Here is a 21,317-nt window from a genome sequence, read left to right on the forward strand (position 1 = left end):
GGGCTGGCTAAGCGTCCACCCCCACCGGGTAGTAGCTGAGACTCATGCCCCGCTGGTCACTGGGTGTGGGTGGGGGACGGGAGGGTGCCCTGGTGACGGGTGGTTGGGCCGGGGCAACGGGCCGGTGGGTGGGGTGCGTGTGACTGGAGTGACGGGGGATGGTTCCTGGGGTGGTGGTCTGGTGCCTTTTGCGTGGGGTGTTGCGTTAGGTGCGTCGCGGAGTGCATCTGGCAGGTGCGGCCCCCCGGCGCTGTGGCGTGTGTGGCTGGGGGTGTGGGAGGGGTCCGATGAGGTGTCCCGATGCCGGGTTGTGCGGGGGTGATTGCGTTGCCGCGCGTCACAGGACACATCAGGCCGGTGCGAGCCCCAGGCGGTGGGGCGGGTGTGACTTGTGGGGCGGGAATGGGCCTGGGGGATGCCGGTCCGGGGGCTTGTGCGTGGGGAGTTGCATTCGGCGCGCTGCGGAGGCCCCGTTGTGGCGGCTGGTGCCTCCGGGTGGGAGGCGGTCTTCGGCCCAGGGAGGAAGTGGGCCGCGGGAGGCGCCGGTTGGGGTGTCTGGAGCGCCACCACCCGCGCGGGTCTGGTTGCGTTCAGCGCGCCTCAGGGCGCACCGGGCCGGTGGAGCGACTTCGGCGGTGGAGCGACTTCGGCGGTGGGGCGGGTGTGACGGGAGGGACGCGGGGTGGTCCGTGGGGCGACCGTCCCGTGCCTTATGCGTGGGGCGTTGCGTTAGGGGCGCTGTCGAGGGCACCCAGGCCACGGATGGGCGCCGGATGGCGGGGTGGAAGTGGACGGTCGGCCGGGCCTGTTGCGCGGGCGGGCACTCGCAGCCCCCGTCGAGTGCCCCCCTGGGCACACAGGTCACACCGACCCCACCGCTCGGACACTCCACCGGCCGATGCGCCCTGATGCGCCCTGTGGCGCGCTGAACGCAACCACCCACGCAAAAGGCGCCCGACCGCCGTCCCAGGAGCTATCCCCCTGTCACCCCAGTCACACCCGCCCCACCCACCGGCCCGTCGCCCTGACCCAACTACCCCCGCCAGGGCGCCCTCCCGCCCCACCCCCCAACCCGAGTGACCAGCGGGGCATGTGTCTCAGCTACTACCCGGTGGGGGTGGACGCCGAGACGGGCCGAGTCGCCCCATGCAACTGCCGCGTGGCGCCCGCAGTCGGCCAAGCACCCGCCACGACGAACCCAGCCTGCCCGTGGTCCCCCCGGCCGCCCCCCCAAAAAAGAGGTACTTGCGGTGGAGGTTCGGGGGTCAAGGGTGGGCGCAGCCCATCGCGGAGCGACGCGACGCAGGAGCGCCCTTGACGCCCGGACCGCAACCGCGACACTGAAACCTCAGGGGGCGGCCCTACGGGCGGCTAATCCTTCTGGTCCGCACAGTTTCGGGTCCATGCGCATTGACCCGCACCCACCAACCCCGAGTGATCAGCGGGGCATGCATCCCAGCCGATCACCCACCGGGGTGGACGCTTAGCCAGCCCGAGTCGCCCCATGCAACTGGTGCGTGGCACCCGCAGTCGGGCAAGCAGCCGCCACCGCGAGCACAGCTTGCCCGTGGTCCCCCCGGCCGCCCCCCCAAAAAAGAGGTACTTGCGGTGGAGGGCCGGGGGTCAGGGGTGGAGCGGAGCGGAATCGGCGTAGCCGACGCGACGTAGGAGCGCCCTTGACGCCCGGACCGGAGCCGCGACACTCAAGCCTCAGGGGGCGGCCCTACGGGCGGCTAATCCCTCCGGCCCGCCCACCCCCCGGCCCATGCGCACTCACCCGCACCCGTCGTCCGAGAGTGACCAGCGGGGCATGCATCCCAGCCCACCACCCACCGGGGTGGACGCTTAGCCAGCCCGAGTCGCCCCATGCAACTGCCGCGTGGCACCCGTCCGTCGGCCACGCACCCGCCCTGCGGGCGGCTCACTTCTCGGCCCGCACGGGTTCCGGTTCAGGCGTCCCGGGGCGCGTCCTTCGTCAGACCCTTGTGCAGGATTCGGCACGGGTCGCCCGACTTCGGGTCTTGGTGTTCGGCGATCTGGGTGTAGCCCAGGGTTGTCCAGAAGGCCAGGGCCTGGTGGTTGGTCTCCGGGACCGCGAGTTTGACCCCCGTGTGTCCCGTCCTGCGGAAGCGGTCCTCCACTACCGTCGCCAGCTCTCGGCCGTACCCCGCCCGCTGCTCGTCCGCGTGGACCATCAACAGGCCGATCCACGGGTCCGGGTCCGGGGCCGGGGCTGGGTCCGGGGCCATTCCGGCCGGGGCTTGGGTCAAGGTCACCGCGATCGCGACCAGGCGGCCCCTCGCGCGGGCGATGAGGATCTCGGCGTCCGGGTGGGCCAGTTCGTCGGCCAGGGACGTCGCGACCTGTTCGGGGCTGATGTTGTCCGGGTCAGGGAAGTCGCCGCTGAGTTGCTGGAACTCCCTGTTGGACGCGTACAGCGCGGCGAGTTCGGTGAGCAGCTCCCCGGGGAGCGCGCCGTCCACGGGGGTCAGCGGTTCGACGATCATCGTCGCAGCGTACCCACACGCGAGGGGCCCCCGGCCGTATGCCGGGGGCCCCTCGTGGCGTGCTGTCCTGGACCGGACCGGACCGGACCGGGTGTCGGATCGTCAGAGGTTGACGCCGAAGTCCGTCGCGATGCCCACCAGGCCCGACGCGTAGCCCTGGCCGACCGCGCGGAACTTCCACTCCGCGCCGTTGCGGTACAGCTCACCGAAGACCATCGCGGTCTCGGTGGCGGCGTCCTCGCTCAGGTCGTAGCGGGCGATCTCGCCGCCGCCGGCCTGGTTGACGATGCGGATGTACGCGTTCCGCACCTGGCCGAAGTTCTGGCTGCGGGTCTCCGCGTCGTAGATGGAGACCGGGAAGACGATCTTGTCGATGTCGGCGGGCAGACCCGCCAGGTTCACGTTGATCGCCTCGTCGTCGCCGGCGCCTTCACCCGTGCGGTTGTCACCGGTGTGGACGATGGTCTGGTCCGGCGTCGACTTGTTGTTGAAGAAGACGAAGTGGCCGTCGGAGAAGACCTTCCCCGTGGCGTTGACCGCGATCGCCGACGCGTCGAGGTCGAAGTCGGTGCCGGTGGTGCTGCGGACGTCCCAGCCGAGGCCGACCGTGACGGCTGTGAGGCCCGGCGCTTCCTTGGTGAGCGAGACGTTGCCGCCCTTGGACAGGCTTACAGCCATGGGATTTGTCCCTTTCCTTGTCGTGTGTGCGGGCTTCGTGCGGTCCCGAAGCTACCGTCATCCCGTATAACGCGGGCAGAGGACTGAGAGGTTCCAGCCCCTTTACTTTCTTTACGTAGTTCGAAGGCGTCTGTGCCCCAGACGCGGATCCTTTGCGGATCCTTGCGGCCCGGCGAAAAACGGGTGACGTCGTGGCACAGACACGCGACCATGGACGTATGTCCGGGCCTCCGTATGTCATCCGCGGTTCGGTCTCCCTGCCGGAGGCCGAGCTCATGTGGCGTTTCTCGCGTTCCTCGGGGCCCGGCGGTCAGCATGTGAACACCACCGACTCCCAGGTGGAGCTGCGCTTCGACCTCGCCAAGACCGACGCCCTTCCGCCCGTGTGGAAGGAGCGCGCGCTGGAGCGGCTCGAAGGCCGGCTCACCGGCGGCGTCGTGTCCGTACGGTCCTCGGAGCACCGCTCGCAGTGGCGCAACCGCGAGACGGCAGCCGTGCGGCTCGCCTCGCTGCTCGCCGAGGCGACGGCTCCGCCGCCCCGCCAGCGCCGCAAGTCGAAGATCCCGCGCGGTATCAACGAGCGCAGGCTGCGTGAGAAGAAGCAGCGCTCCGACACCAAGCGCGGGCGTTCCGGGCGCGGCTGGGGATAGCGCCCACGCCCGTCCGTGTCGTGGCCCCTGCCCTACGAGATCTGGTGGTAGCGGCCCTTGAAGTACGTCAAAGGGCCGCCCTCCCCGCTCGGCAGCTCCGCCGTCAGCACCCGCCCGATCACCAGCGTGTGGTCGCCCGCCTCGACCCGCTGCTCCGTACGGCACTCCAGCACCGCGAGCGCCCCGCCGACCAGTGGCGCCCCACTCGCCTCGCCCCGCCGGTAGGGGATGTCCTCGAACAGCAGCCGGTCGCTGATCCGGCCCTTCATCGCGAACCGGCCCGCGATGTGCCGCTGGCTCTCGGAGAGTAGTGACGCCGCCCACAGCGGCTGTTCGGCCAGCAGGTCGTCCATGCGTGAGCCGTTGCGGACGCTGACCAGGACCAGCGGCGGGTCCAGGGAGACGGACAGGAACGCGGTCGCCGTCATGCCCGCGTCCTCGCCGCGCGGGCCGTGGGCGCTCAGGGCTTCTTCGTGCGCCGTCACCAGCACCACTCCCGCCGCCAGCCGGGACATCGCGGCGCGGAACTCGTCGTTGCTCACCCCCTCAGCATGGGGGATCGGCCCGTCGACGGGCGGCATCGCCCCGTCGGCGTGCGGCATCGCCCCGTCGGTGCGGGGCGTGGTCCCGGCAGCCGGGCGGTCGTGGGCCTCGATCGGGCGGTCGGGGGCCGCTATCGCGCGGTCGTGGGCCTCGAAGGAGGAAGCAGGGCTCGTCTGGGGCACACCTCAGACGCTAGTCTCGGCTCTCCGGCGTCCGCATCGGGCCAGAGGACCAGTCAAGTCCTAGGACCTGGCTGACGCACCTGAGACCCCGCCGCAAGGTGGTCAACCTTGAATTGTGTTCAGGAAACCTCGTGGAGCGCTCCCACAAAGCGCCCATTACTCCTCATCATTTGATGTGACTTGAGTCACAGAGTCGACTATTTGTTGACCCTGTGTACCGAGCGCACAGCTCGCTGTGATTCAGTGGCGGTGACGGTGCAACACGAGAGCCGATGAGAATCCTGGAGTTGCTGTCGAGGTCTCGGGGAGAGCGAGCAATGGAGACCGAGTCGGAGCCCTACGTCCGTCTTGCGACCCTGCGGCAACTGCATCAGGCAGTCGCCGACCTCAACACGGCCCGGAGCCTGGCTGACACGCTCCAGACGGTCGCCGACGGCATCGTCTCCGGGCTCGGCTACGAACTCGCCTGCGTCAACGTCGTCCAGGCCGACGGCGATCTGGTCGTCGCCGCCTTCGCCGGGAACGCCGCCGCAGAGGCCCTGATCACCGGCCGGGTCGGCTCCCGCAACTCCTGGGAGCGCCGGCTGTCGATGGGCGTGAGCTGGGGCTCGCTGCGCTTCATACCGCACACCGAGGGCTGGGTGCTGCTGGAGGACGACGTCCCGCAGTGGTACACCGAAGGCCCCGACCCCCGCTTCGCCGACGAGTGGCACCCGCAGGACCGGCTGTACGCGCCGATGTACGCGTCCGGCGGCGGCAACGAACTGCTCGGCGTCATATCCGTCGACCGGCCGCGCGGCGGCCGGCACCCCGGCGCCTGGGGCCAGGAGGCCCTGCAGATGTACGCCTCGCAGGCGGCCATCGCGATCAGCAACGCGCGCCTGCGCGCCAACATGCAGCGCGCCCTCGTCCGCCTGGAGCGCGAGCAGCAGGCACTGCGCGCCAGCGAGGAGTCCTTCCGGCAGGCGTTCGAGTACGCCCCCAGCGGCATGGCCATCGCCGAGATGGGCGGCGACCAGCACGGCCGGCTGCTGCGCACCAACGACGCGCTGTGCCGGCTGCTCGGCCGCCCCGCCTCCGCCATGCGCCGCCACTCGTTCGCCGACCTCGTCCACCCCGAGGACATCGGCACCCTGCTCCGTACGTCCGCCGAGGGCGGTCGCGCCGAGCTGCGGCTCGCCCGCCGTGACGGGAGCTGGGTCTGGGTCTCGCTGCGCAACTCGGTGGTCGCCGACACCAGCGACGGGCCCCGGCTGCTGCTCACGCACGTCGAGGACATCGAGGAGCGCAAGAGCCGCGAACTCGCGCTCGCCCACCGCGCCTCGCACGACTCACTCACCGGCCTGCCCAACAGCGCCGAGCTGCGCTCGCGGCTCAGCGCCCGGCTCTGCGCCCGCCCGCACGCCCTGCGCGAGACGGCGGTCGAGCAGTTGGACGCGGCGTACGGCGGCTACGAGGGCACGGTGCTGTACGAGCCCGCCTACGACGCGTACGACGGCTACGACGGCCATGACAGCTACGAGGAGCGCACCGGCGAGCGCGGCGGCCGGTACGGCGCCCTCGGCACCCCGGGCGGCGGCCGCTCCGACAGCCACGAACACATGGTGGCGCCGAGCGAGGACGACGAAGGGGCGAAGGGGCTCGCCGTCCTCTTCTGCGACCTCGACGGTTTCAAGTCGATCAACGACAGGTTCGGGCACAACACCGGTGACGCGGTGCTGATCGAGGTGGCGCGCCGGCTGACCACCGGCGTCAGGGACGGCGACACGGTCGCCCGGCTGGGAGGTGACGAATTCGTCGTTCTCGCCGATGGGCTCGGCGCGGCGGACGCCGCCGATCTCGCCGTACGGCTGCGGAACGCGATCATTCCGCCCATCAGGGTGGACGGCAGGGCGGTGCGCGTCGGCGCCAGCTTCGGCATCGGCTGGGCGAGCTGCGGGATGTCGGTCGAGGACGTGCTGAAATCCGCCGACCAGCGGATGTACATCGAGAAGCGGGCCCGGAACAAGGTCCACCGGAGGGCCGGATAGGGCGCCCGCACAACGACGGCCGGGGGGCGGCGAGGCAGCGAAGCGGGTGCGGGGGTGCGACCGAAGCGGGTGCCGAGGGTGGCCGAAGCGGGTGCTGGGGCGCGACCGAAGCGAGTGCGGGGACGCGACCGAAGCGGGTGCCGAGGGCGACCGAAGCGGGTGCCGGGCGCGACCGCGGCGGTTGTTCACCCGTGGGCCCGGCAGCCGTCTCCCGCCGTCCATGTGACCGTCGTGACAGTGATCCAATACGGCTGGAAGACCGGCCCCGCATAGCCAAGAGCCGTCCGGCGGCCCGCTCATCCGAGGTAGGCTCGGCCGGTCGGCGATGCTGGCGAGATGGTAAGGAGTGACCCAGGGATGACGGCCGGGAACGACGGCGCGAGCAAGCCCGAGGACGACGACCCGTTCGGCTATCTGTACGAGGACGGACAGGCGGCGGCCGCGGCGCAGGGACGGCAGGGCGGCTACGGCTACCCCGGCCCGGCCGCGCAGCCCGGCGTGCCCAGAACGTCGTACAACCAGGTCAGGACCGTCGGCGAGCGCCAGTACGGGCAGCAGGCCGTGCCCCCGCAGGCGCGGCAGGGCGGCTACGGCTACCCGGGCCCGGCGGCGCAGCAGCAGCCCGGTTACGGGCAGTCAGGCGGCCAGCAGGGTTACGGCCAGCAGGGCGGTCAGCCCGGCTACGGGCAGTCCGGTTACGGCCACGGCCAGCAGGCGCAGTACCAGCAGCAGGGCGCGTACGGGGCCCCGGCGGCCCACCCCGACGGCGGTTCGCCCACCCGTCAGGTGCCGGCCCAGCGCGGCGGCGGGCGCGGCCGAGGCCCGAACACGAAGGTGCTGCTGATCGGGGCCGTCGCGGTGGTCGCGGCCGTCGTGATCGGAATCACGATCGCGCTGTCGTCGGGCGGCGGTGACAAGAACGACGACGCCGCGCCGACCGGCCAGCCGAGCGCAGCGCAGTCGCAGCAGCCGAGCGGTCAGCCGTCCGACAAGGGCGAGGCACCGGTCGCGAAGCTGCCGAAGCAGGACGCGGCGACGCTGGAGCTGGGCGGCGGGGCCGCGCTGGCGAAGGACGTCACGGGCGCCGAGGGCGCCGACGGTGCGTATGTGACGGGGTTCAACGCCGTCGGATCCTCCGTCACGTGGACGGCGGACATGGACAAGGCGGGTCCGTACGCACTGTCCGTGCGGTACGCGGTCCCGGCGAAGGACATGAACGCGACGCTCACGGTCAACGGCAAGGCCAACAGCTCCCCGATCAACCTGTCGAACTTCATCAAGTCCAGCGACCCGGACCCGTCGAAGAACTGGCAGACGACCTGGGCGCCGGTCTCGCTCCAGCAGGGCAAGAACACGATCAAGATCTCCTGCGAGAACGGCAACCAGTGCGACGTGCTGCTCGACTGGCTTGAGGTCACGCCGCCGAAGAAGCAGGACTGACCGAGACTGACCAAGCAGGTCACCGCATCTGACCAAGCAGGTCACCGCATCAGCCCGCAGGTCAGCCTGCGGGCTGTTCCGTCACCGCCACCTGCGGAAGCAGCTTTTCGTACGTGACGGCGTCGAACTCGCCCGCCACCGGCGCCAGGACCGTCGCCGTGGACAGGGCGACGGCCCGCGCCAGCCGGTCCGGCCAGGGGAGCCGTTCGACGAGGCCCGACAGCAGCCCCGCGACGGCCGAGTCGCCGGCGCCCGTCGGGTTGCCCCGCACCTGGGCCGGTGGCGCCGCGCGCCAGAGCCCTTCGGGGGTGGCGGCGAAGAGCCCTTCCGGGCCGAACGAGGCGACGACGGAGTGGGCGCCGCGCCTGCGGGCGTCGCGGGTCGCGCGCAGCGGTTCGCGTGAGCCGGTGAGCCGGGCGAGTTCGTCGGCGTTCGGCTTGACCAGGTCGGGGCGGGCGGCGACACCCCGGCGCAGGGGTTCGCCGCTGGTGTCGAGGAGTACGGGCACCCCGGCGCCCCTGGCAAGGCGTACCAGCTCGGCGTAGGCGCCGACATGGATGCCGGGCGGCAGGCTGCCGCAGAGCGCGACGGCGTCGGCGCCGTCGATGAGCCGGCCGTACGTGTCGAGGAACGCGGCCCATTCGGCGGCCGAGACGACCGGGCCCGGTTCGTTGAGCTGAGTGGTGTCGCCGGTCGCCGCGTCCACGACGGCGACCGTACGGCGGGTGGCGCCGGCGACCGGTACGAGCGCGTCGGTCGTGCCTGCCTGTGACGTGTCTGCCTGTGACGTGTCTGCCTGTGACGTGTCTGCCTGTGACGTGTCTGCCTGTGACGTACCTGCCCGTGACGTGCCCGCCCGTGACGTGTGCGCCAGCAGTTCGCGCAGTACGTCGCCCGTCCGGCCGCCCGCGAAGCCGGTGACCACGGTCTCGTGACCGAGCGCCGCGAGCACCCGGGCCACGTTGATGCCCTTGCCGCCGGGCCGCTCGGTGACGTCGCTGACGCGGTGGGTGGTGTGCGGGACCAGCGCCGGGGTGCGGTACGTGATGTCCAGCGCAGCGTTGAGCGTGACCGTAACGATCACTTGTCACACCCCCGAGAACGCGCCTGTCGTCAACTGCCCTGTCGCCAACTGTCCGGGCGCCAACTGTCCGGGCATCGGCTGCCCTGTCGTTGATTGCATACTGCAGGAACGATCATGCCAAAAAGAGAGCGGTTGGCCCAGACCTCGGACCAACCGCTTCCCCTCACCGGCATCTGCGCCGGCGTCAGCCCCGCTCGGGCTCGATCAGCCCAGTTCGGGCTCGATGACCCATTCGCCCTTGTGCAGCACGCCCTTGACCGCGAAGTCCGCGTCCAGCACCACCAGGTCCGCGTCCTTGCCCGGCTCAAGGGAGCCGACCTTGTCGTACAGGCCGAGCAGCTTCGCCGGGTTGGCGGAGATCGCGTTCACGATGTCCCCGACCGGCAGCCGGTCGACGGTCGCTGCCCTGCGGAACGCGGTGTCCAGCGTCAGGGTCGAGCCCGCGATCGAGCCGCCCTCCACCAGCCGCGCCACGCCGTCCTTGACCTCGACGGCCAGCGGGCCGAGCTGGTAGAGCCCGTCGCCGAAGCCCGCCGCGTCCATCGCGTCCGTGATGAAGGCGACCCGGCCCGCGCCCGCGCGGTGGAACGCCAACTCCAGCGCCGCGGGGTGCAGATGGGTGCCGTCGTTGATCAGCTCGACGGTGACCCGCTCGTCCTCAAGCAGCGCCGCGATCGGGCCCGGGGCCCGGTGGCCGAGCGTCGGCATGGCGTTGAAGAGGTGCGTCGCGACGGTCGCGCCCGCCTCGATGGCCTCGACGGTCTGCTCGTACGTCGCGTCCGTGTGCCCGATCGCGGCGATCACGCCGTGCTCGGCGAGCAGCCGTACGGACTCGATGCCGCCGGGGAGTTCGGTGGCGAGGGTGACCATCTTCGCCGTACCGCGCGCGGCGTCGAGCAGCTTGCGCACCTCGGCCGGGTCGGGGTCGCGCAGCAGCGCCTCGCTGTGGGCGCCCTTGCGGCAGGGGGAGATGAAGGGGCCCTCGAAGTGGATCCCGGCCAGATCGCCCTGCTCGACCAGTTCGGACAGGAACCCGGCGCGCTGCGCGAGGAAGTCCATCTCGCCGGTGACGGTGGAGGCGACGACGGTGGTCGTGCCGTGCTCGCGGTGGGTGGCGATGCCCTGGAGCACCTCGTCCGCCGAGCCGGAGGTGAAGGAGGCCCCGCCACCGCCGTGGTTGTGCATGTCGACGAAGCCGGGGACCACCCAGTGGCCCGTGAGGTCCAGGGTGGCGGCGTCGCCGGCGGGAGCGGCTTCCGCGATCTTGCCGTCCTCGACGACCACCCGGCCGCCGTCGACGGTCCCGCCGGGCAGCACCACCCGGGCGCCGGCGAGGACAGTGCGTGCGGTGCGTACGGCGCTTGCGGCCATCAGGTGGTTACCTCCGTGGAGAGCAGATCCCAGGCGAGCAGCCCTGCGCCCAGGCGTCCGGCGGTGTCCCCGAGGGCGGCGGGGACGATGGTGGGCAGTTTCTGGAACGTCACCTTCTCCTCGACCGCGGCGCGCAGCGGGGTGAACAAGGTTTCCCCCGCTTCGGCGAGTCCGCCGCCGATGATCATTGTGCTGGGGTCGAGCAGCGTGAGTGCGGTGACGAGCCCGGCGGCGAGCGCGTCGATCGTGTCGCGCCACACCTCGACGGCCGCGGGGTCGCCCGACTCCACGGCCTTGGCGCAGTCGGCGGCGTCCGCCAGCGGGTCGCCGCTGGCCTCGGCCCAGGCCCGGGTCACGGCGGCGGCCGAGGCGAGCGTCTCCAGGCAGCCGCGCTGTCCGCAGCCGCACACGGGCCCGTCGGGGCGGACCACGACATGGCCGATCTCGCCCGCGTAGCCGTGCGCGCCGGCCTCGATGGTGCCGTTGATGCCGATGGCCCCGGCGATGCCGGTGCCCAACGGCACGAACAGGAACCGGTCGGCGCCCCGGCCTGCGCCGAGCCGGCCTTCGGCGAGTCCGCCGGTGCGTACGTCGTGCCCCAGCGCGACGGGGATGCCGCCGAGGCGGGCGCCGAGCAGGTCGCGCAGCGGTACGTCCTGCCAGCCGAGGTTGGCGGAGTACACGGCGATGCCGCGCTCGGCGTCGACGATGCCGGGGACGGCCACGCCGGCGGCGAGAGCGCTCTCTCCGAACTGCTGAAGACCGTAGGCGCGCAGTTCGGCGGCGAAGCCGAGGATCGTCTCGACGACGGCGCCCGCGCCGCGCTCCCTGCCGGTGGGCCGGCGGGCCTCGTGCAGCAACGTGCCGTCGGCGCCCATCAGGGCGGCTTTCATACCGGTGCCGCCCACATCGAGGGCGATGACGTGTTCCACGGGGGACAGTCTCCCGCGAAGACCTATGAAAGGTCTAGTCCACTGCCCGGGATTGTTCTGCACCCATACAAAACTTCGATTCCGAAGAATGTCGGTGGCGCCGGGTAGCGTGGGAGGGCCATGGAAGAAGACCAAGCGGCTGAGAGCGAACGCGAGTCGGGTGAGCCCGAGTCGGGTGAGCCCGAACTGTCCGGCCGCGAGTTGTCCGGCCGCGAGTTGTCGGACCGCGAGCTGTCCGGCCGCGCACTGTCGGATCGTGACCGTGCCGTGCTCGGCGTGGAGCGGGTCGGCTGGCCGGGGCCCGGTGCCAAGGAGCGGGCGATACGGGAGCGGCTCGGCCTCTCGCCGACCCGCTACTACCAACTGCTCGGCGCGCTGCTCGACGACCCGCTGGCGCTCGCGCACGATCCGGTGACGGTGAACAGGCTGCGCAGGATCAGGGAGGCCCACCGCGCGCAGCGCTGATGCTCGATAAGGTCGTGGGCATGGGCAGCAACCCGCACTCCCTGCCGCAGCCGACCACCGCCGCAGGCGCCGAAGGACTGGCCGCGCTCCTGGCCAGACCCGGCAAGGCCGTCGTGGCGCTCGACTTCGACGGCACCCTCGCCGACATCGTCCCCGACCCCGAACAGGCCCGCGCCCACCCGAGCGCCGTGCCCGCACTCGCGGCCCTCGCGCCGCGCGTCGCGTCCGTCGCCGTGGTCACCGGCCGTCCCGCCGGGGTCGCCGTACGGTACGGCGGCTTCGCCGGCGTACCGGGCCTGGACCATCTCGTGGTCCTCGGCCATTACGGCGCCGAGCGCTGGGACGCGGTCACCGGCACCGTACGCACCCCGGCGCCGCATCCCGGCGTCGCGGCGGCCCGCGCCGAACTGCCGGGATTCCTCGACACGTTCGGTGCCTGGCAAGGCACCTGGATAGAGGAGAAGGGCCAGGCGGTCGCCGTCCACACCCGCCGCGCGGCCGACCCGCAGGCCGCCTTCGACGCGCTGCGCGAACCGCTCGCCGAGCTGGCGGACCGGCACGGCCTGATGCTGGAACCGGGCCGCATGGTCCTGGAACTGCGCCCGCCCGGCATGGACAAGGGCGTCGCCCTGGCCGAGTACGTACGCGAGGTCGGCGCGGAAACCGTCCTGTACGCGGGCGACGACCTGGGCGACCTCCCGGCGTTCGCGGCCGTGGGCCGACTGCGCGAGGAAGGCCACCCGGGCCTGCTGGTGTGCAGCGGAGGGACGGAGGTCCCGGAAATGACGGCAGCCGCCGACCTCGTACTCCCGGGCCCGGGAGCGGTGGCGGACTTCCTGGCGGCCCTGGCGGATGCGGTGGCGGACTAGGCCGGTCCGGCGGTGGCCGGGTGCGGGTGAGTGCGCATGGGCCGGGTCCTGGGTGGGCCGGGGGGATTAGCCGCCCGTGGGGCCGCTCCCTGGGGTTTGAGTGACGCGGCTCCGATCCGGGCGTCAAGGGCGGCCTGGGTTCGTGGTGGCGGGTGCTTGGCCGGGTGCGGGTGCCGCGCGGCGGTTGCGTGGGGGGACTCGGGTGGGCTTGGCGTCCGCCCCGGTGGGTGGTCGGCTGGGACGCATGCCCCGCTGGTCACCGGGGGTGGTCGGGTGCGGGTCAGTGCGCATGGGCCCGAACCTGTGCGGACCGGAGGGATTAGCCGCCCGTGGGGCCGCCCCCTGGGGTTTCAGTGTCGCGGCTCCGGTCCGGGCGTCAAGGGCGCTCCTGCGTCGCGTCGCTCCGCGATGGGCTGCGCCCACCCTTGACCCCCGAACCTCCACCGCAAGTACCTCTTTTTGGGGGGGCGGCCGGGGGGACCACGGGCAAGCTGGGATCTCGGTGACGGCTGCTTGCCCGGGTGCGGGTGCCACGCACCAGTTGCATGGGGCGGCTCGGGCTGGCTAAGCGTCCACCCCCACCGGGCAGCGGCTGAGACTCATGCCCCGCTGGTCACTGGGGGTGGGTGGGGGACGGGAGGGTGCCCTGGTGACGGGTGGTTGGGCTGGGGCGATGGGCCGGTGGGTGGGACGGGTGTGACTGGGGTGACGGGCCGGTGGGTGGGGCGGGTGTGACTGGGGTGACGGGGGATAGCTCCTGGGGCAGCCCTTGGGCGCCTTTTGCGTGGGGAGTTGCGTTAGGCGCGCTGTAGGGCGCACCCGGCCGGTGGAGCGACCCCGGTGGGTGGGACGGGTGTGACTGGGGTGACGAGGGATGGCTCCTGGGGCAGCCATCTGGGGCCTTGTGCGTGGGTGGTTGCGTTGAGCGCGCGTCGGGGCGCATCAGGCCGGTGGAGTGTCCGGGCGGTGGGGCGGGTGTGACCTGTGTGCCCAGGGGGGCACCCGGCAGGGGCTGCGGGTACCCGCCCGCGCAACAGGCCCGGCGGCCGTCCACTTCCATCCCACCGTCAGGCCCATCTGGGGGCTGGGTGCCCTCTACGGCGCACCTAACGCAACGCCCGACGCATAAGGCGCCGGATGGTCGCCCCACGGACCATCCCGCGTCCCTTCCGTCACACCCGCCCCACCGCCGAAGTCGCTCCACCGGCCGGGTGCGCCCTACCGCGCGCCTAACGCAACCACCCACACAAAAGGCTCCACAGGGCCGCCGCAGGAGCTATCCCTCGTCACCCCAGTCACACCCGTCCCACCCACCGGCCCGTCGCCCCGGCCCAACTACCCTCACCAGGGCACCCTCCCGTCCCCCACCCACACCCAGTGATCAGCGGGGCATGTGTCTCAGCTACTACCCGGTGGGGGTGGACGCCGAGACGGGCCGAGTCGCCCCATGCAACTGACGCGTGGCACCCGCAGTCGGCCAAGCAGCCGTCACCGCGATCCCAGCTTGCCCGTGGTCCCCCCGGCCGCCCCCCCCAAAAAAAGAGGTACTTGCGGTGGAGGTTCGGGGGTCAAGGGTGGGCGCAGCCCATCGCGGAGCGACGCGACCTAGGAGCGCCCTTGACGCCCGGACCGGAGCCGCGACACTCAAACCTCAGGGGGCGGCCCCACGGGCGGCTAATCCCTCCGGCCCACACAACCCCCGGCCCATGCGCACTCACCCGCACCCACCCACCCCCCAATGACCAGCGGGGCATGCATCCCAGCCCACCACCCGCCGGGGCGGACGCCAAGCCAGCCCGAGTCACCCCACGCAACCGCCGCGCGGCACCCGTAGTCGGCCAAGCACCCGCCACGACGATCCCAGCCTGCCCGTGGTCCCCATGGGCGGCTAATCCCCCCGGCCCACACAGCCCCCGGCCCGCGCCCTGACAGTGACCGGCGCGCCCGGCGTCCCCTTGTGCCTCGCCTCGCTCGGGTCACGGTGTTCGCGCCGACCAACGAGTGCTGCCGCAGTGGGCACCCAGCCGGCCGATGGGCCTGATGGTGTGCCCGGGTGAGGTTGGTACGCCGGTACGCTCGGGCCGTGTCGCCTCCGTCCCTGCATCGTGTCGCCGTTCTTGTGCTCGAAGGCGCCAAGCCGCTCGATGTCGGTATTCCCGCGCAGGTGTTCACGACCCGCGCGAGCATGCCGTACGAGGTGCGGATGTGTGGCGCCGCGCCCGGTCTTGTGGCCGGGGGCGACGGGTTGGCGTACTCCGTTTCGTACGGGCTCGAAGCGCTCGCCTGGGCCGACATCGTCTTCGTACCCGGCTACCGGCACCCGGACCGGGACGATCCGCCGCAGGCCGTGGTCGAGGCGTTGGTCGCCGCGCACGGTCGGGGTGCGCGGCTTGCCGCCATTTCTACCGGGGCCTTCGCGCTCGCTGCCACCGGGCTGCTCGACGGCAAGCGCGCCACGACGCACTGGCACTACACGCAGGCGCTCGCGGCGAAGCGGCCGCTGGTCCGGGTCGACGAGAACGTGCTGTTCGTGGACGAGGGCAGTGTGCTGACCTCGGCCGGCGCCGCCTCGGGCATCGATCTGTGTCTGCACATCCTGCGCGGCGACCTGGGCGTCGCCGCTTCCAACCACGCGGCGCGCCGCCTCGTCGCCGCCCCCTACCGCAGCGGCGGTCAGGCGCAGTACGTGCCGCGCAGTGTGCCCGAGCCGCTGGGCGAGCGCTTCGCCGCCACCCGGGAATGGGCGCTGCACCGGCTGGGCGAACCGCTCACCCTTGACGTGCTCGCCGGGCACGCGCGCGTGTCGCCGCGTACGTTCTCCCGGCGGTTCGTCGAGGACACGGGGTACACCCCGATGCAGTGGGTCATGCGTGCCCGTATCGACGTGGCCCGTGAGCTGCTGGAACGTTCGCAGCGGAGCGTCGAGCAGATCGCCGTGGACGTCGGGCTCGGCACCGGTGCGAATCTGCGGCTGCATTTTCATCGCATTCTCGACACCACGCCCAGTGAGTACCGCCGCACCTTCGCCCAAGGTGATCAGGGGGAGTAGGCCGCCGCTCGACCCGTGGCGCGATCCTTGCGGACCCTGGCAATCATGCCGCTGCCACCGCCCGGCGCCGCGCGAGACGCTGATGGTGAGAGAGAAGGGACACCACACATGACTCGCATCGCCATCAACGGATTCGGCCGCATCGGGCGCAATGTGCTGCGCGCACTGCTCGAACGCGACACCGGCCTCGACGTCGTCGCCGTCAACGACCTCACCGAACCCGCCGCCCTCGCCCGGCTGCTCGCCTTCGACACGACCGCGGGCCGGCTCGGCCGCCCCGTGAGCGTCGACGGGCAGACCCTTGTCGTCGACGGCCGGCGCATCAAGGTGCTCGCCGAGCGCGAGCCGGCGCAGTTGCCGTGGGCCGAGCTGGGCGTCGACATCGTCCTCGAATCGACCGGCCGCTTCACCTCGGCCAAGGCAGCCCGCGCGCACATCGAGGCGGGTGCCAAGCGGGTGCTGGTCAGCGCGCCCGCGGACGGCGCCGATGTCACGCTCGCTTTCGGCGTCAACACCGACGCGTACGACCCGGCCGCGCACACGGTCGTCTCGAACGCCTCCTGCACGACGAACGCGCTCGCGCCGCTGGCCGCCGTCCTCGACGACCTCGCCGGCATCGAGCACGGCTTCATGACGACGGTGCACGCCTACACGCAGGAGCAGAACCTGCAGGACGGCCCGCACCGCGACGCCCGCCGCGCCCGCGCCGCCGCAGTGAACATCGTGCCGACCACGACCGGCGCCGCGAAGGCGATCGGGCACGTGCTGCCCCAGCTCGACGGCAAGCTCTCCGGCGACTCGATCCGGGTGCCCGTACCGGTGGGCTCGATCGTCGAACTCAACACGACCGTCGCGCGCGACGTCACACGCGACGACGTGCTGGCGGCGTACCGCAAGGCGGCCGAGGGGCCGCTCGCCGGGGTGCTCGAATACTCCGACGACGCGCTCGTGTCGTCCGACATCACCGGCAACCCGGCCTCGGCGATCTTCGATTCGGCCCTCACCCGTGTCGACGGCAGGCACATCAAGGTCGTGGCCTGGTACGACAACGAGTGGGGCTTCTCGAACCGCGTGATCGACACGCTCGAACTCCTCGCGGCCGGCTGACGCGACGGTCGGCTGACGCGACGGTGGGTTGACGCAACGGCCGGCTGACGCGACAGCCGGCGCTCACTCCAGCGCGCGCAGCGCCTCCAACTGGTCCAGGAACCAGCGCTGCGGCGGCAGGGCCGTAGCCGCCGCCGCGAGGCGCTTCGTGCGCTGCGCGCGTTCGTCGTCCGGCATCGTCAGCGCCGTGTGCAGCGCGGCGGCCGTCGCCGAGATGTCGTACGGGTTCACCACCACGGCGTCCTCGCCCAGTTCCTCGTACGCGCCCGCCTCCCGCGACAGCACCAGCGCGCAGCCGTCGTCGGAGACCACCGGGATCTCCTTCGCGACCAGGTTCATCCCGTCCCTGATCGGGTTGACCAGCGCCACGTCCGCCAGCCGGTACGAGGCGAGCGAGCGGGCGAAGTCGTCCTCGACGTGCAGGACCACCGGCAGCCAGCCCTCCTGCCCGAACTCCGCGTTGATCTCCTCGGCGACCCGCTGCACCTCCGCCGTGTACGAGCGGTAGACCGCGAGGTCCTGCCGGGACGGATAGGCGAAGGCCACATGCACCACGCGCCCGCGCCACTCCGGACGGTCGGTCAGCAACTGCCGGTAGGCGAGCAGGCCGCGCACGATGTTCTTGGACAGTTCCGTGCGGTCGACCCGGACGATCGCCTTGCGCGGCGCGCCGTCGGACGCGCCGATCTGCTCCCGCAGCGACACGAGCCGGTCGTCCACGTCCGCGCGGTGCGCACGCTCCCGCAGGAAGTCCGCGTCGGCGCCCAGGCCGTGCACGCCGATCTGCGTGTTGCCGGTGCCGCCGAGCAGTTCCGTACAGCAGGCGGTGAACGCGTCGGCCCACCGGTGGGTCAGGAAGGCGGCGCGGTCAGCGCCGAGGATGCCGCGCAGCAACTGGCGCGCGATGTCGTCGGGCAGCAGCCGGAAGTAGTCCACCGGCGCCCACGGCGTGTGCGAGAAGTGGCCGATCCGCAGATCGGGCCGCAGCGCCCGCAGCATCCCCGGCACCAGCGCCAGGTGGTAGTCCTGCACCAGCACGGCGGCGCCGTCGCCCGCCTCGTCGGCCAGGGCCTCGGCGAAGGCGCGGTTGTACGCCTCGTAGCCCGCCCACTGGGCGCGGAACTCCGGGCCGAAGGCCGGTTCGAGCGGGGTCTGGTAGAGCATGTGGTGGACGAACCAGAGCGTGGAGTTCGCGACGGCGTTGTACGCGTCGGCGTACACCTCGGGCGCGATGCCCAGCATCCGCACCCGCTGGTCGCCCGTGTCGGCCTGGTCGAGCCGGCCGCCGGTGCGGCGCACCGCCTCGCGGTCGCCGTCGCCGAGCGCGGCGCAGACCCACACGGCGTCCGTGTCGGGACCTATGGCGGACAGGCCGGAGACCAGCCCGCCGCCGCCGCGCCTGGCCTCCAGCTCTCCGTCGTCACGGAGGGTGTACGAGACGGGGCCGCGATTGGACGCGACGAGTACCTGGGCGGCTTGCTCGGAGACCATGTGCCGAAATCTAGCCCGTCCAGGAAACGCTCAAACGTACGGGCGGGTCACTCGTCGCGCCTGCCCCGACCGAACCCGCGGCCCACGCCGCGCGCGGCGGCCAGCGCGACCACCCCTGCCGCGAGCAGCGCGAGCGCCACCCCGCCCAGCAGCCAGAGCTGTTCGGCGGCGCCGCCCGCCTCGGCCATGCGGCCGCTCGACACGGCGGCGGCGTGCCGGGCGTCAAGAACGTCACTCAGACCCAGAACGTCACTCAGACCCATGCCGGTCAATCTAGGTAAAAAGAATGATTATGGATGGTTACGCCGCGCGACGAGACGCGTACTCGGCGATCTCCCGCATCGGCGGCCGCTCCTCCGTGTCCACCGCGTACGTGCGCGGTACGAACCCGTCAGCGCCCCGCTCGAACTGCGTCAGCTCCGGGCGCACCAGATGCGCCCGGGACAGCCGGAGCTGCGCCGTCCGGTAGATCGCCGCCGCCATCCGACCGAGCGCCCGGTCGTCCTGGTGGCGGTGGACGCGCACCCCCACGTCGACCTGGCCCAGCGCGTCGAGCCCCACCGTGTGCAGCGCGTCCACCAGCAGCCCCAGCTCCACGCCGTACCCGACGGGGAACGCGAGCTGTTCGAGCAGCGAGCGGCGTACCGCGTACTCGCCGCCCAGCGGCTGGACGAAGCCCGCCAGCAGCGGCCAGTGCAGATTCAGCAGCGGGCGCGCCACCAGCTCCGTGACCCTGCCGCCCTGGCCGACCCCGCCGCCTTGGCCGACCCCGCCGCCCTGGCCGACCTGGCCGACCCTGCCGCCCTGGCCGCCGCCCCGCAGCCGCGCCGCCGCGTCGTCCAGCGGCCGGTCGTACATGGCCTTCACGAACTGCATGTCCTGGTCGGTCAGCAGCGGGCCCACGATGCCCGAGACGAAGTCGGCGGAGAACCGCTTCAGATCGGCGTCCACGAAGCACACGATGTCGCCGCTCGTCACCAGCAGCGAGCGCCACAGCACCTCGCCCTTGCCGGGCAGCGCGGGCAGCCGGGGCAGGATCTCGTCGCGGTGCACCACCCGCGCGCCCGCCTTCGCCGCCACCTCGCCCGTACGGTCCGCCGAACCGGAGTCGATCACCACCAGCTCGTCGACGAGAGGCACCTTTTCCATCAGCTCGCGCCGGATCACGGACACGATCTCGCCGACCGTCTCCTCCTCGTCGAGTGCCGGGAGCACGACGCTCACGGTGGTGCCACGTGTGGCCTTGGCCACCAGCAGCCGGTCGGGGCTGCGGTCCGAGGCGGACCAGGAACGGCTGGTCAGCCAGCGTTCCACCTCTTCCAGCACGATCGGCTCTCCCTGCGCGTGATCCATCTCGCGTCGCGGACGGCTCTCTCAACTGTCCGTTCCTTCGGTTACAGTCTTGAACAACGCAGATGTCCTTCGCATGCCGGGGTCATCACGCGTGACAAACGCACCGGACCCCGGGTCCGGCGCCATACCGCTCATCCAGAGGGGCAGAGGGAACGGCCCGTTGAAGCCCCGGCAACCCTCCCGCCGACCGCGAGGTCACGGTGGGGAAGGTGCCAATTCCGTCTTGCGGCGAAACGCGCCGCGAGGAAGATGAGGAGAAAGGGCCTCGCCTCATGGCTGTGCAGACCGTCCAGAACACTGTCGACCTCGGACCCGCCGTCGCACTCTCGTGCCGCGAATGCGGAGAGCGTTTCGACCTCGGCCCCATCTTCGCCTGCCAGAGCTGTTTCGGGCCGCTCGAAGTGGCGTACGACCTGCCGAGCGGCACCCCCGAAGAGCTGAAGAAGCGCATCGCGGCAGGCCCCAACAACATCTGGCGCTACGCCCCGCTGCTGCCGGTTCCGGCCGATGTGGCCGACCACCCGAACATCAACCCCGGCTTCACGAAGCTCGTCAAGGCCGACAACCTCGCGCGTGAGCTGGGCATCATCGGCGCCCTGCACGTGAAGGACGACTCCGGCAACCCGACGCACTCCTTCAAGGACCGGGTCGTCGCCATCGCCGTCGAGGCCGCCCGCGCCTTCGGCTTCACCACCCTCTCCTGCTCCTCCACCGGCAACCTCGCGGGCGCCGTCGGCGCGGCGGCGGCGCGGGCCGGTTTCCGCTCCTGCGTCTTCATCCCGCACGACCTGGAGCAGGGCAAGGTCGTCATGGCCGCCGTGTACGGCGGTGAACTCGTCGGCATCGAGGGCAACTACGACGACGTGAACCGCTTCTGCTCCGAGCTGATCGGCGACCCGCTGGGCGAGGGCTGGGGCTTCGTCAACGTCAACCTCCGTCCTTACTACGGCGAAGGCTCCAAGACGCTCGCCTACGAGATCTGCGAGCAGCTCGGCTGGGAGCTGCCCGACCAGCTCGTCATCCCGATCGCCTCCGGCTCGCAGCTCACGAAGATCGACAAGGGGCTCAAGGAGCTGATCAAGCTCGGTCTCGTCGCGGACAAGCCGTACAAGATCTTCGGCGCCCAGGCCGAGGGCTGCTCGCCGGTCTCCGCCGCCTTCAAGGCCGGCCACGACGTCGTACGGCCGCAGAAGCCGAACACCATCGCCAAGTCGCTGGCGATCGGCAACCCCGCCGACGGCCCGTACGTGCTGGACATCGCCCGGCGCACCGGCGGCGCCGTCGAGGACGTCAACGACGAGCAGATCGTCGACGCGATCAAGCTGCTGGCGCGCACCGAGGGGATCTTCGCCGAGACCGCGGGCGGGGTGACCGTGGGCGTGACGAAGAAGCTCATCGACGCGGGTCTGCTGGACCCGACGCTCACCACCGTCGTCCTGAACACGGGCGACGGACTGAAGACCCTCGACGCGGTGGCTCCCACGACCGGGCCGACCGCGACCATCAAGCCCAGCCTCGACGCGTTCCGCAGCGCCGGCCTGGCCGGCTGAACCCGCCGCCCACTAC

The 21,317-nt window shown here is 71.7% G+C and carries 17 protein-coding genes and 1 riboswitch; of the genes, 8 read left to right on the plus strand and 9 right to left on the minus strand.

All coding sequences use genetic code 11. The annotated features are described in order from the left end of the window. Positions 1-1,949: 1,949 nt before the first annotated feature. Both ACZ63I_RS02925 and ACZ63I_RS02930 read right to left on the minus strand, forming a co-directional pair. On the minus strand, positions 1,950-2,507 hold the full coding sequence (locus ACZ63I_RS02925) for a GNAT family N-acetyltransferase (protein ID WP_469334720.1): 558 nt from the start codon (positions 2,505-2,507) through the stop codon (positions 1,950-1,952). Positions 2,508-2,609: 102 nt separating this feature from the next. Next, positions 2,610-3,185 (minus strand): TerD family protein, encoded by a 576-nt coding sequence (locus ACZ63I_RS02930; RefSeq protein ID WP_041988340.1) that lies wholly within the window; start codon positions 3,183-3,185, stop codon positions 2,610-2,612. A 218-nt stretch (positions 3,186-3,403) separates the two neighbouring features. On the opposite strand from ACZ63I_RS02930, the gene arfB reads away from it, so the two are divergent. Continuing rightward, the gene (arfB, locus tag ACZ63I_RS02935) at positions 3,404-3,835 is read left to right on the plus strand and encodes an alternative ribosome rescue aminoacyl-tRNA hydrolase ArfB (RefSeq protein ID WP_328582495.1); all 432 of its coding nucleotides are present in this window, start codon (positions 3,404-3,406) and stop codon (positions 3,833-3,835) included. Between the two features lie 32 nt (positions 3,836-3,867). Here the strand turns inward: arfB and ACZ63I_RS02940 are convergent, their stop codons facing one another. Further along, a complete protein-coding gene (locus ACZ63I_RS02940) occupies positions 3,868-4,437 on the minus strand; it encodes a flavin reductase family protein (protein WP_469335529.1) in 570 nt (189 codons plus the stop codon). A 440-nt stretch (positions 4,438-4,877) separates the two neighbouring features. On the opposite strand from ACZ63I_RS02940, the gene cdgB reads away from it, so the two are divergent. Both cdgB and ACZ63I_RS02950 read left to right on the plus strand, forming a co-directional pair. Further along, positions 4,878-6,590: a diguanylate cyclase CdgB gene (cdgB, locus tag ACZ63I_RS02945; protein WP_469334723.1), complete on the plus strand. Its 1,713-nt coding sequence runs from the start codon at positions 4,878-4,880 to the stop codon at positions 6,588-6,590. Positions 6,591-6,947: 357 nt separating this feature from the next. Then, complete coding sequence (locus ACZ63I_RS02950) at positions 6,948-8,030, plus strand: CBM35 domain-containing protein (protein ID WP_469334725.1); 1,083 nt, start codon at positions 6,948-6,950, stop codon at positions 8,028-8,030. A gap of 61 nt (positions 8,031-8,091) precedes the next feature. On the opposite strand, the gene ACZ63I_RS02955 is transcribed toward ACZ63I_RS02950, so the two are convergent. From ACZ63I_RS02955 to ACZ63I_RS02965, 3 genes are all read right to left on the minus strand, one after another. Beyond that, complete coding sequence (locus ACZ63I_RS02955) at positions 8,092-9,114, minus strand: 1-phosphofructokinase family hexose kinase (RefSeq protein ID WP_469334726.1); 1,023 nt, start codon at positions 9,112-9,114, stop codon at positions 8,092-8,094. A 204-nt stretch (positions 9,115-9,318) separates the two neighbouring features. Continuing rightward, complete coding sequence (gene nagA / locus ACZ63I_RS02960; RefSeq protein ID WP_469334727.1) at positions 9,319-10,485, minus strand: N-acetylglucosamine-6-phosphate deacetylase; 1,167 nt, start codon at positions 10,483-10,485, stop codon at positions 9,319-9,321. Further along, positions 10,485-11,417: an ROK family protein gene (locus ACZ63I_RS02965; protein ID WP_469334729.1), complete on the minus strand. Its 933-nt coding sequence runs from the start codon at positions 11,415-11,417 to the stop codon at positions 10,485-10,487. Before ACZ63I_RS02965 ends, nagA begins: the two co-directional genes overlap by 1 nt. A gap of 120 nt (positions 11,418-11,537) precedes the next feature. On the opposite strand from ACZ63I_RS02965, the gene ACZ63I_RS02970 reads away from it, so the two are divergent. The 4 genes from ACZ63I_RS02970 (at position 11,538) to gap (ending at position 16,907) form a co-directional block, all read left to right on the plus strand. Next, the gene (locus ACZ63I_RS02970; RefSeq protein ID WP_469334731.1) at positions 11,538-11,882 is read left to right on the plus strand and encodes a DUF3263 domain-containing protein; all 345 of its coding nucleotides are present in this window, start codon (positions 11,538-11,540) and stop codon (positions 11,880-11,882) included. 20 nt (positions 11,883-11,902) lie between these two features. After that, positions 11,903-12,751: a trehalose-phosphatase gene (gene otsB / locus ACZ63I_RS02975; RefSeq protein ID WP_469334733.1), complete on the plus strand. Its 849-nt coding sequence runs from the start codon at positions 11,903-11,905 to the stop codon at positions 12,749-12,751. A gap of 2,083 nt (positions 12,752-14,834) precedes the next feature. Beyond that, a complete protein-coding gene (locus ACZ63I_RS02980) occupies positions 14,835-15,800 on the plus strand; it encodes a GlxA family transcriptional regulator (protein ID WP_469334735.1) in 966 nt (321 codons plus the stop codon). Between the two features lie 108 nt (positions 15,801-15,908). Beyond that, positions 15,909-16,907, plus strand: coding sequence for a type I glyceraldehyde-3-phosphate dehydrogenase (gene gap / locus ACZ63I_RS02985; RefSeq protein ID WP_469334737.1), 999 nt, complete (start codon positions 15,909-15,911; stop codon positions 16,905-16,907). Between the two features lie 63 nt (positions 16,908-16,970). Here gap and ACZ63I_RS02990 read toward each other — a convergent pair whose 3' ends face one another. The 3 genes from ACZ63I_RS02990 to ACZ63I_RS03000 are packed head-to-tail and all read right to left on the minus strand — an operon-like array spanning position 16,971 to position 19,724. Beyond that, complete coding sequence (locus tag ACZ63I_RS02990) at positions 16,971-18,398, minus strand: alpha,alpha-trehalose-phosphate synthase (UDP-forming) (protein ID WP_469334739.1); 1,428 nt, start codon at positions 18,396-18,398, stop codon at positions 16,971-16,973. Between the two features lie 47 nt (positions 18,399-18,445). Further along, positions 18,446-18,661 (minus strand): hypothetical protein, encoded by a 216-nt coding sequence (locus tag ACZ63I_RS02995; protein WP_469334740.1) that lies wholly within the window; start codon positions 18,659-18,661, stop codon positions 18,446-18,448. Positions 18,662-18,698: 37 nt separating this feature from the next. Next, positions 18,699-19,724: a glucosyl-3-phosphoglycerate synthase gene (locus ACZ63I_RS03000; RefSeq protein WP_469334742.1), complete on the minus strand. Its 1,026-nt coding sequence runs from the start codon at positions 19,722-19,724 to the stop codon at positions 18,699-18,701. Between the two features lie 155 nt (positions 19,725-19,879). Next, positions 19,880-20,007, plus strand: a riboswitch (SAM riboswitch). Between the two features lie 16 nt (positions 20,008-20,023). On the opposite strand from ACZ63I_RS03000, the gene thrC reads away from it, so the two are divergent. After that, positions 20,024-21,301 (plus strand): threonine synthase, encoded by a 1,278-nt coding sequence (gene thrC, locus ACZ63I_RS03005; RefSeq protein ID WP_469334743.1) that lies wholly within the window; start codon positions 20,024-20,026, stop codon positions 21,299-21,301. The last annotated feature ends 16 nt before the right edge of the window (positions 21,302-21,317 follow it).

It is taken from the genome of Streptomyces sp. NPDC087906 (assembly GCF_055584925.1).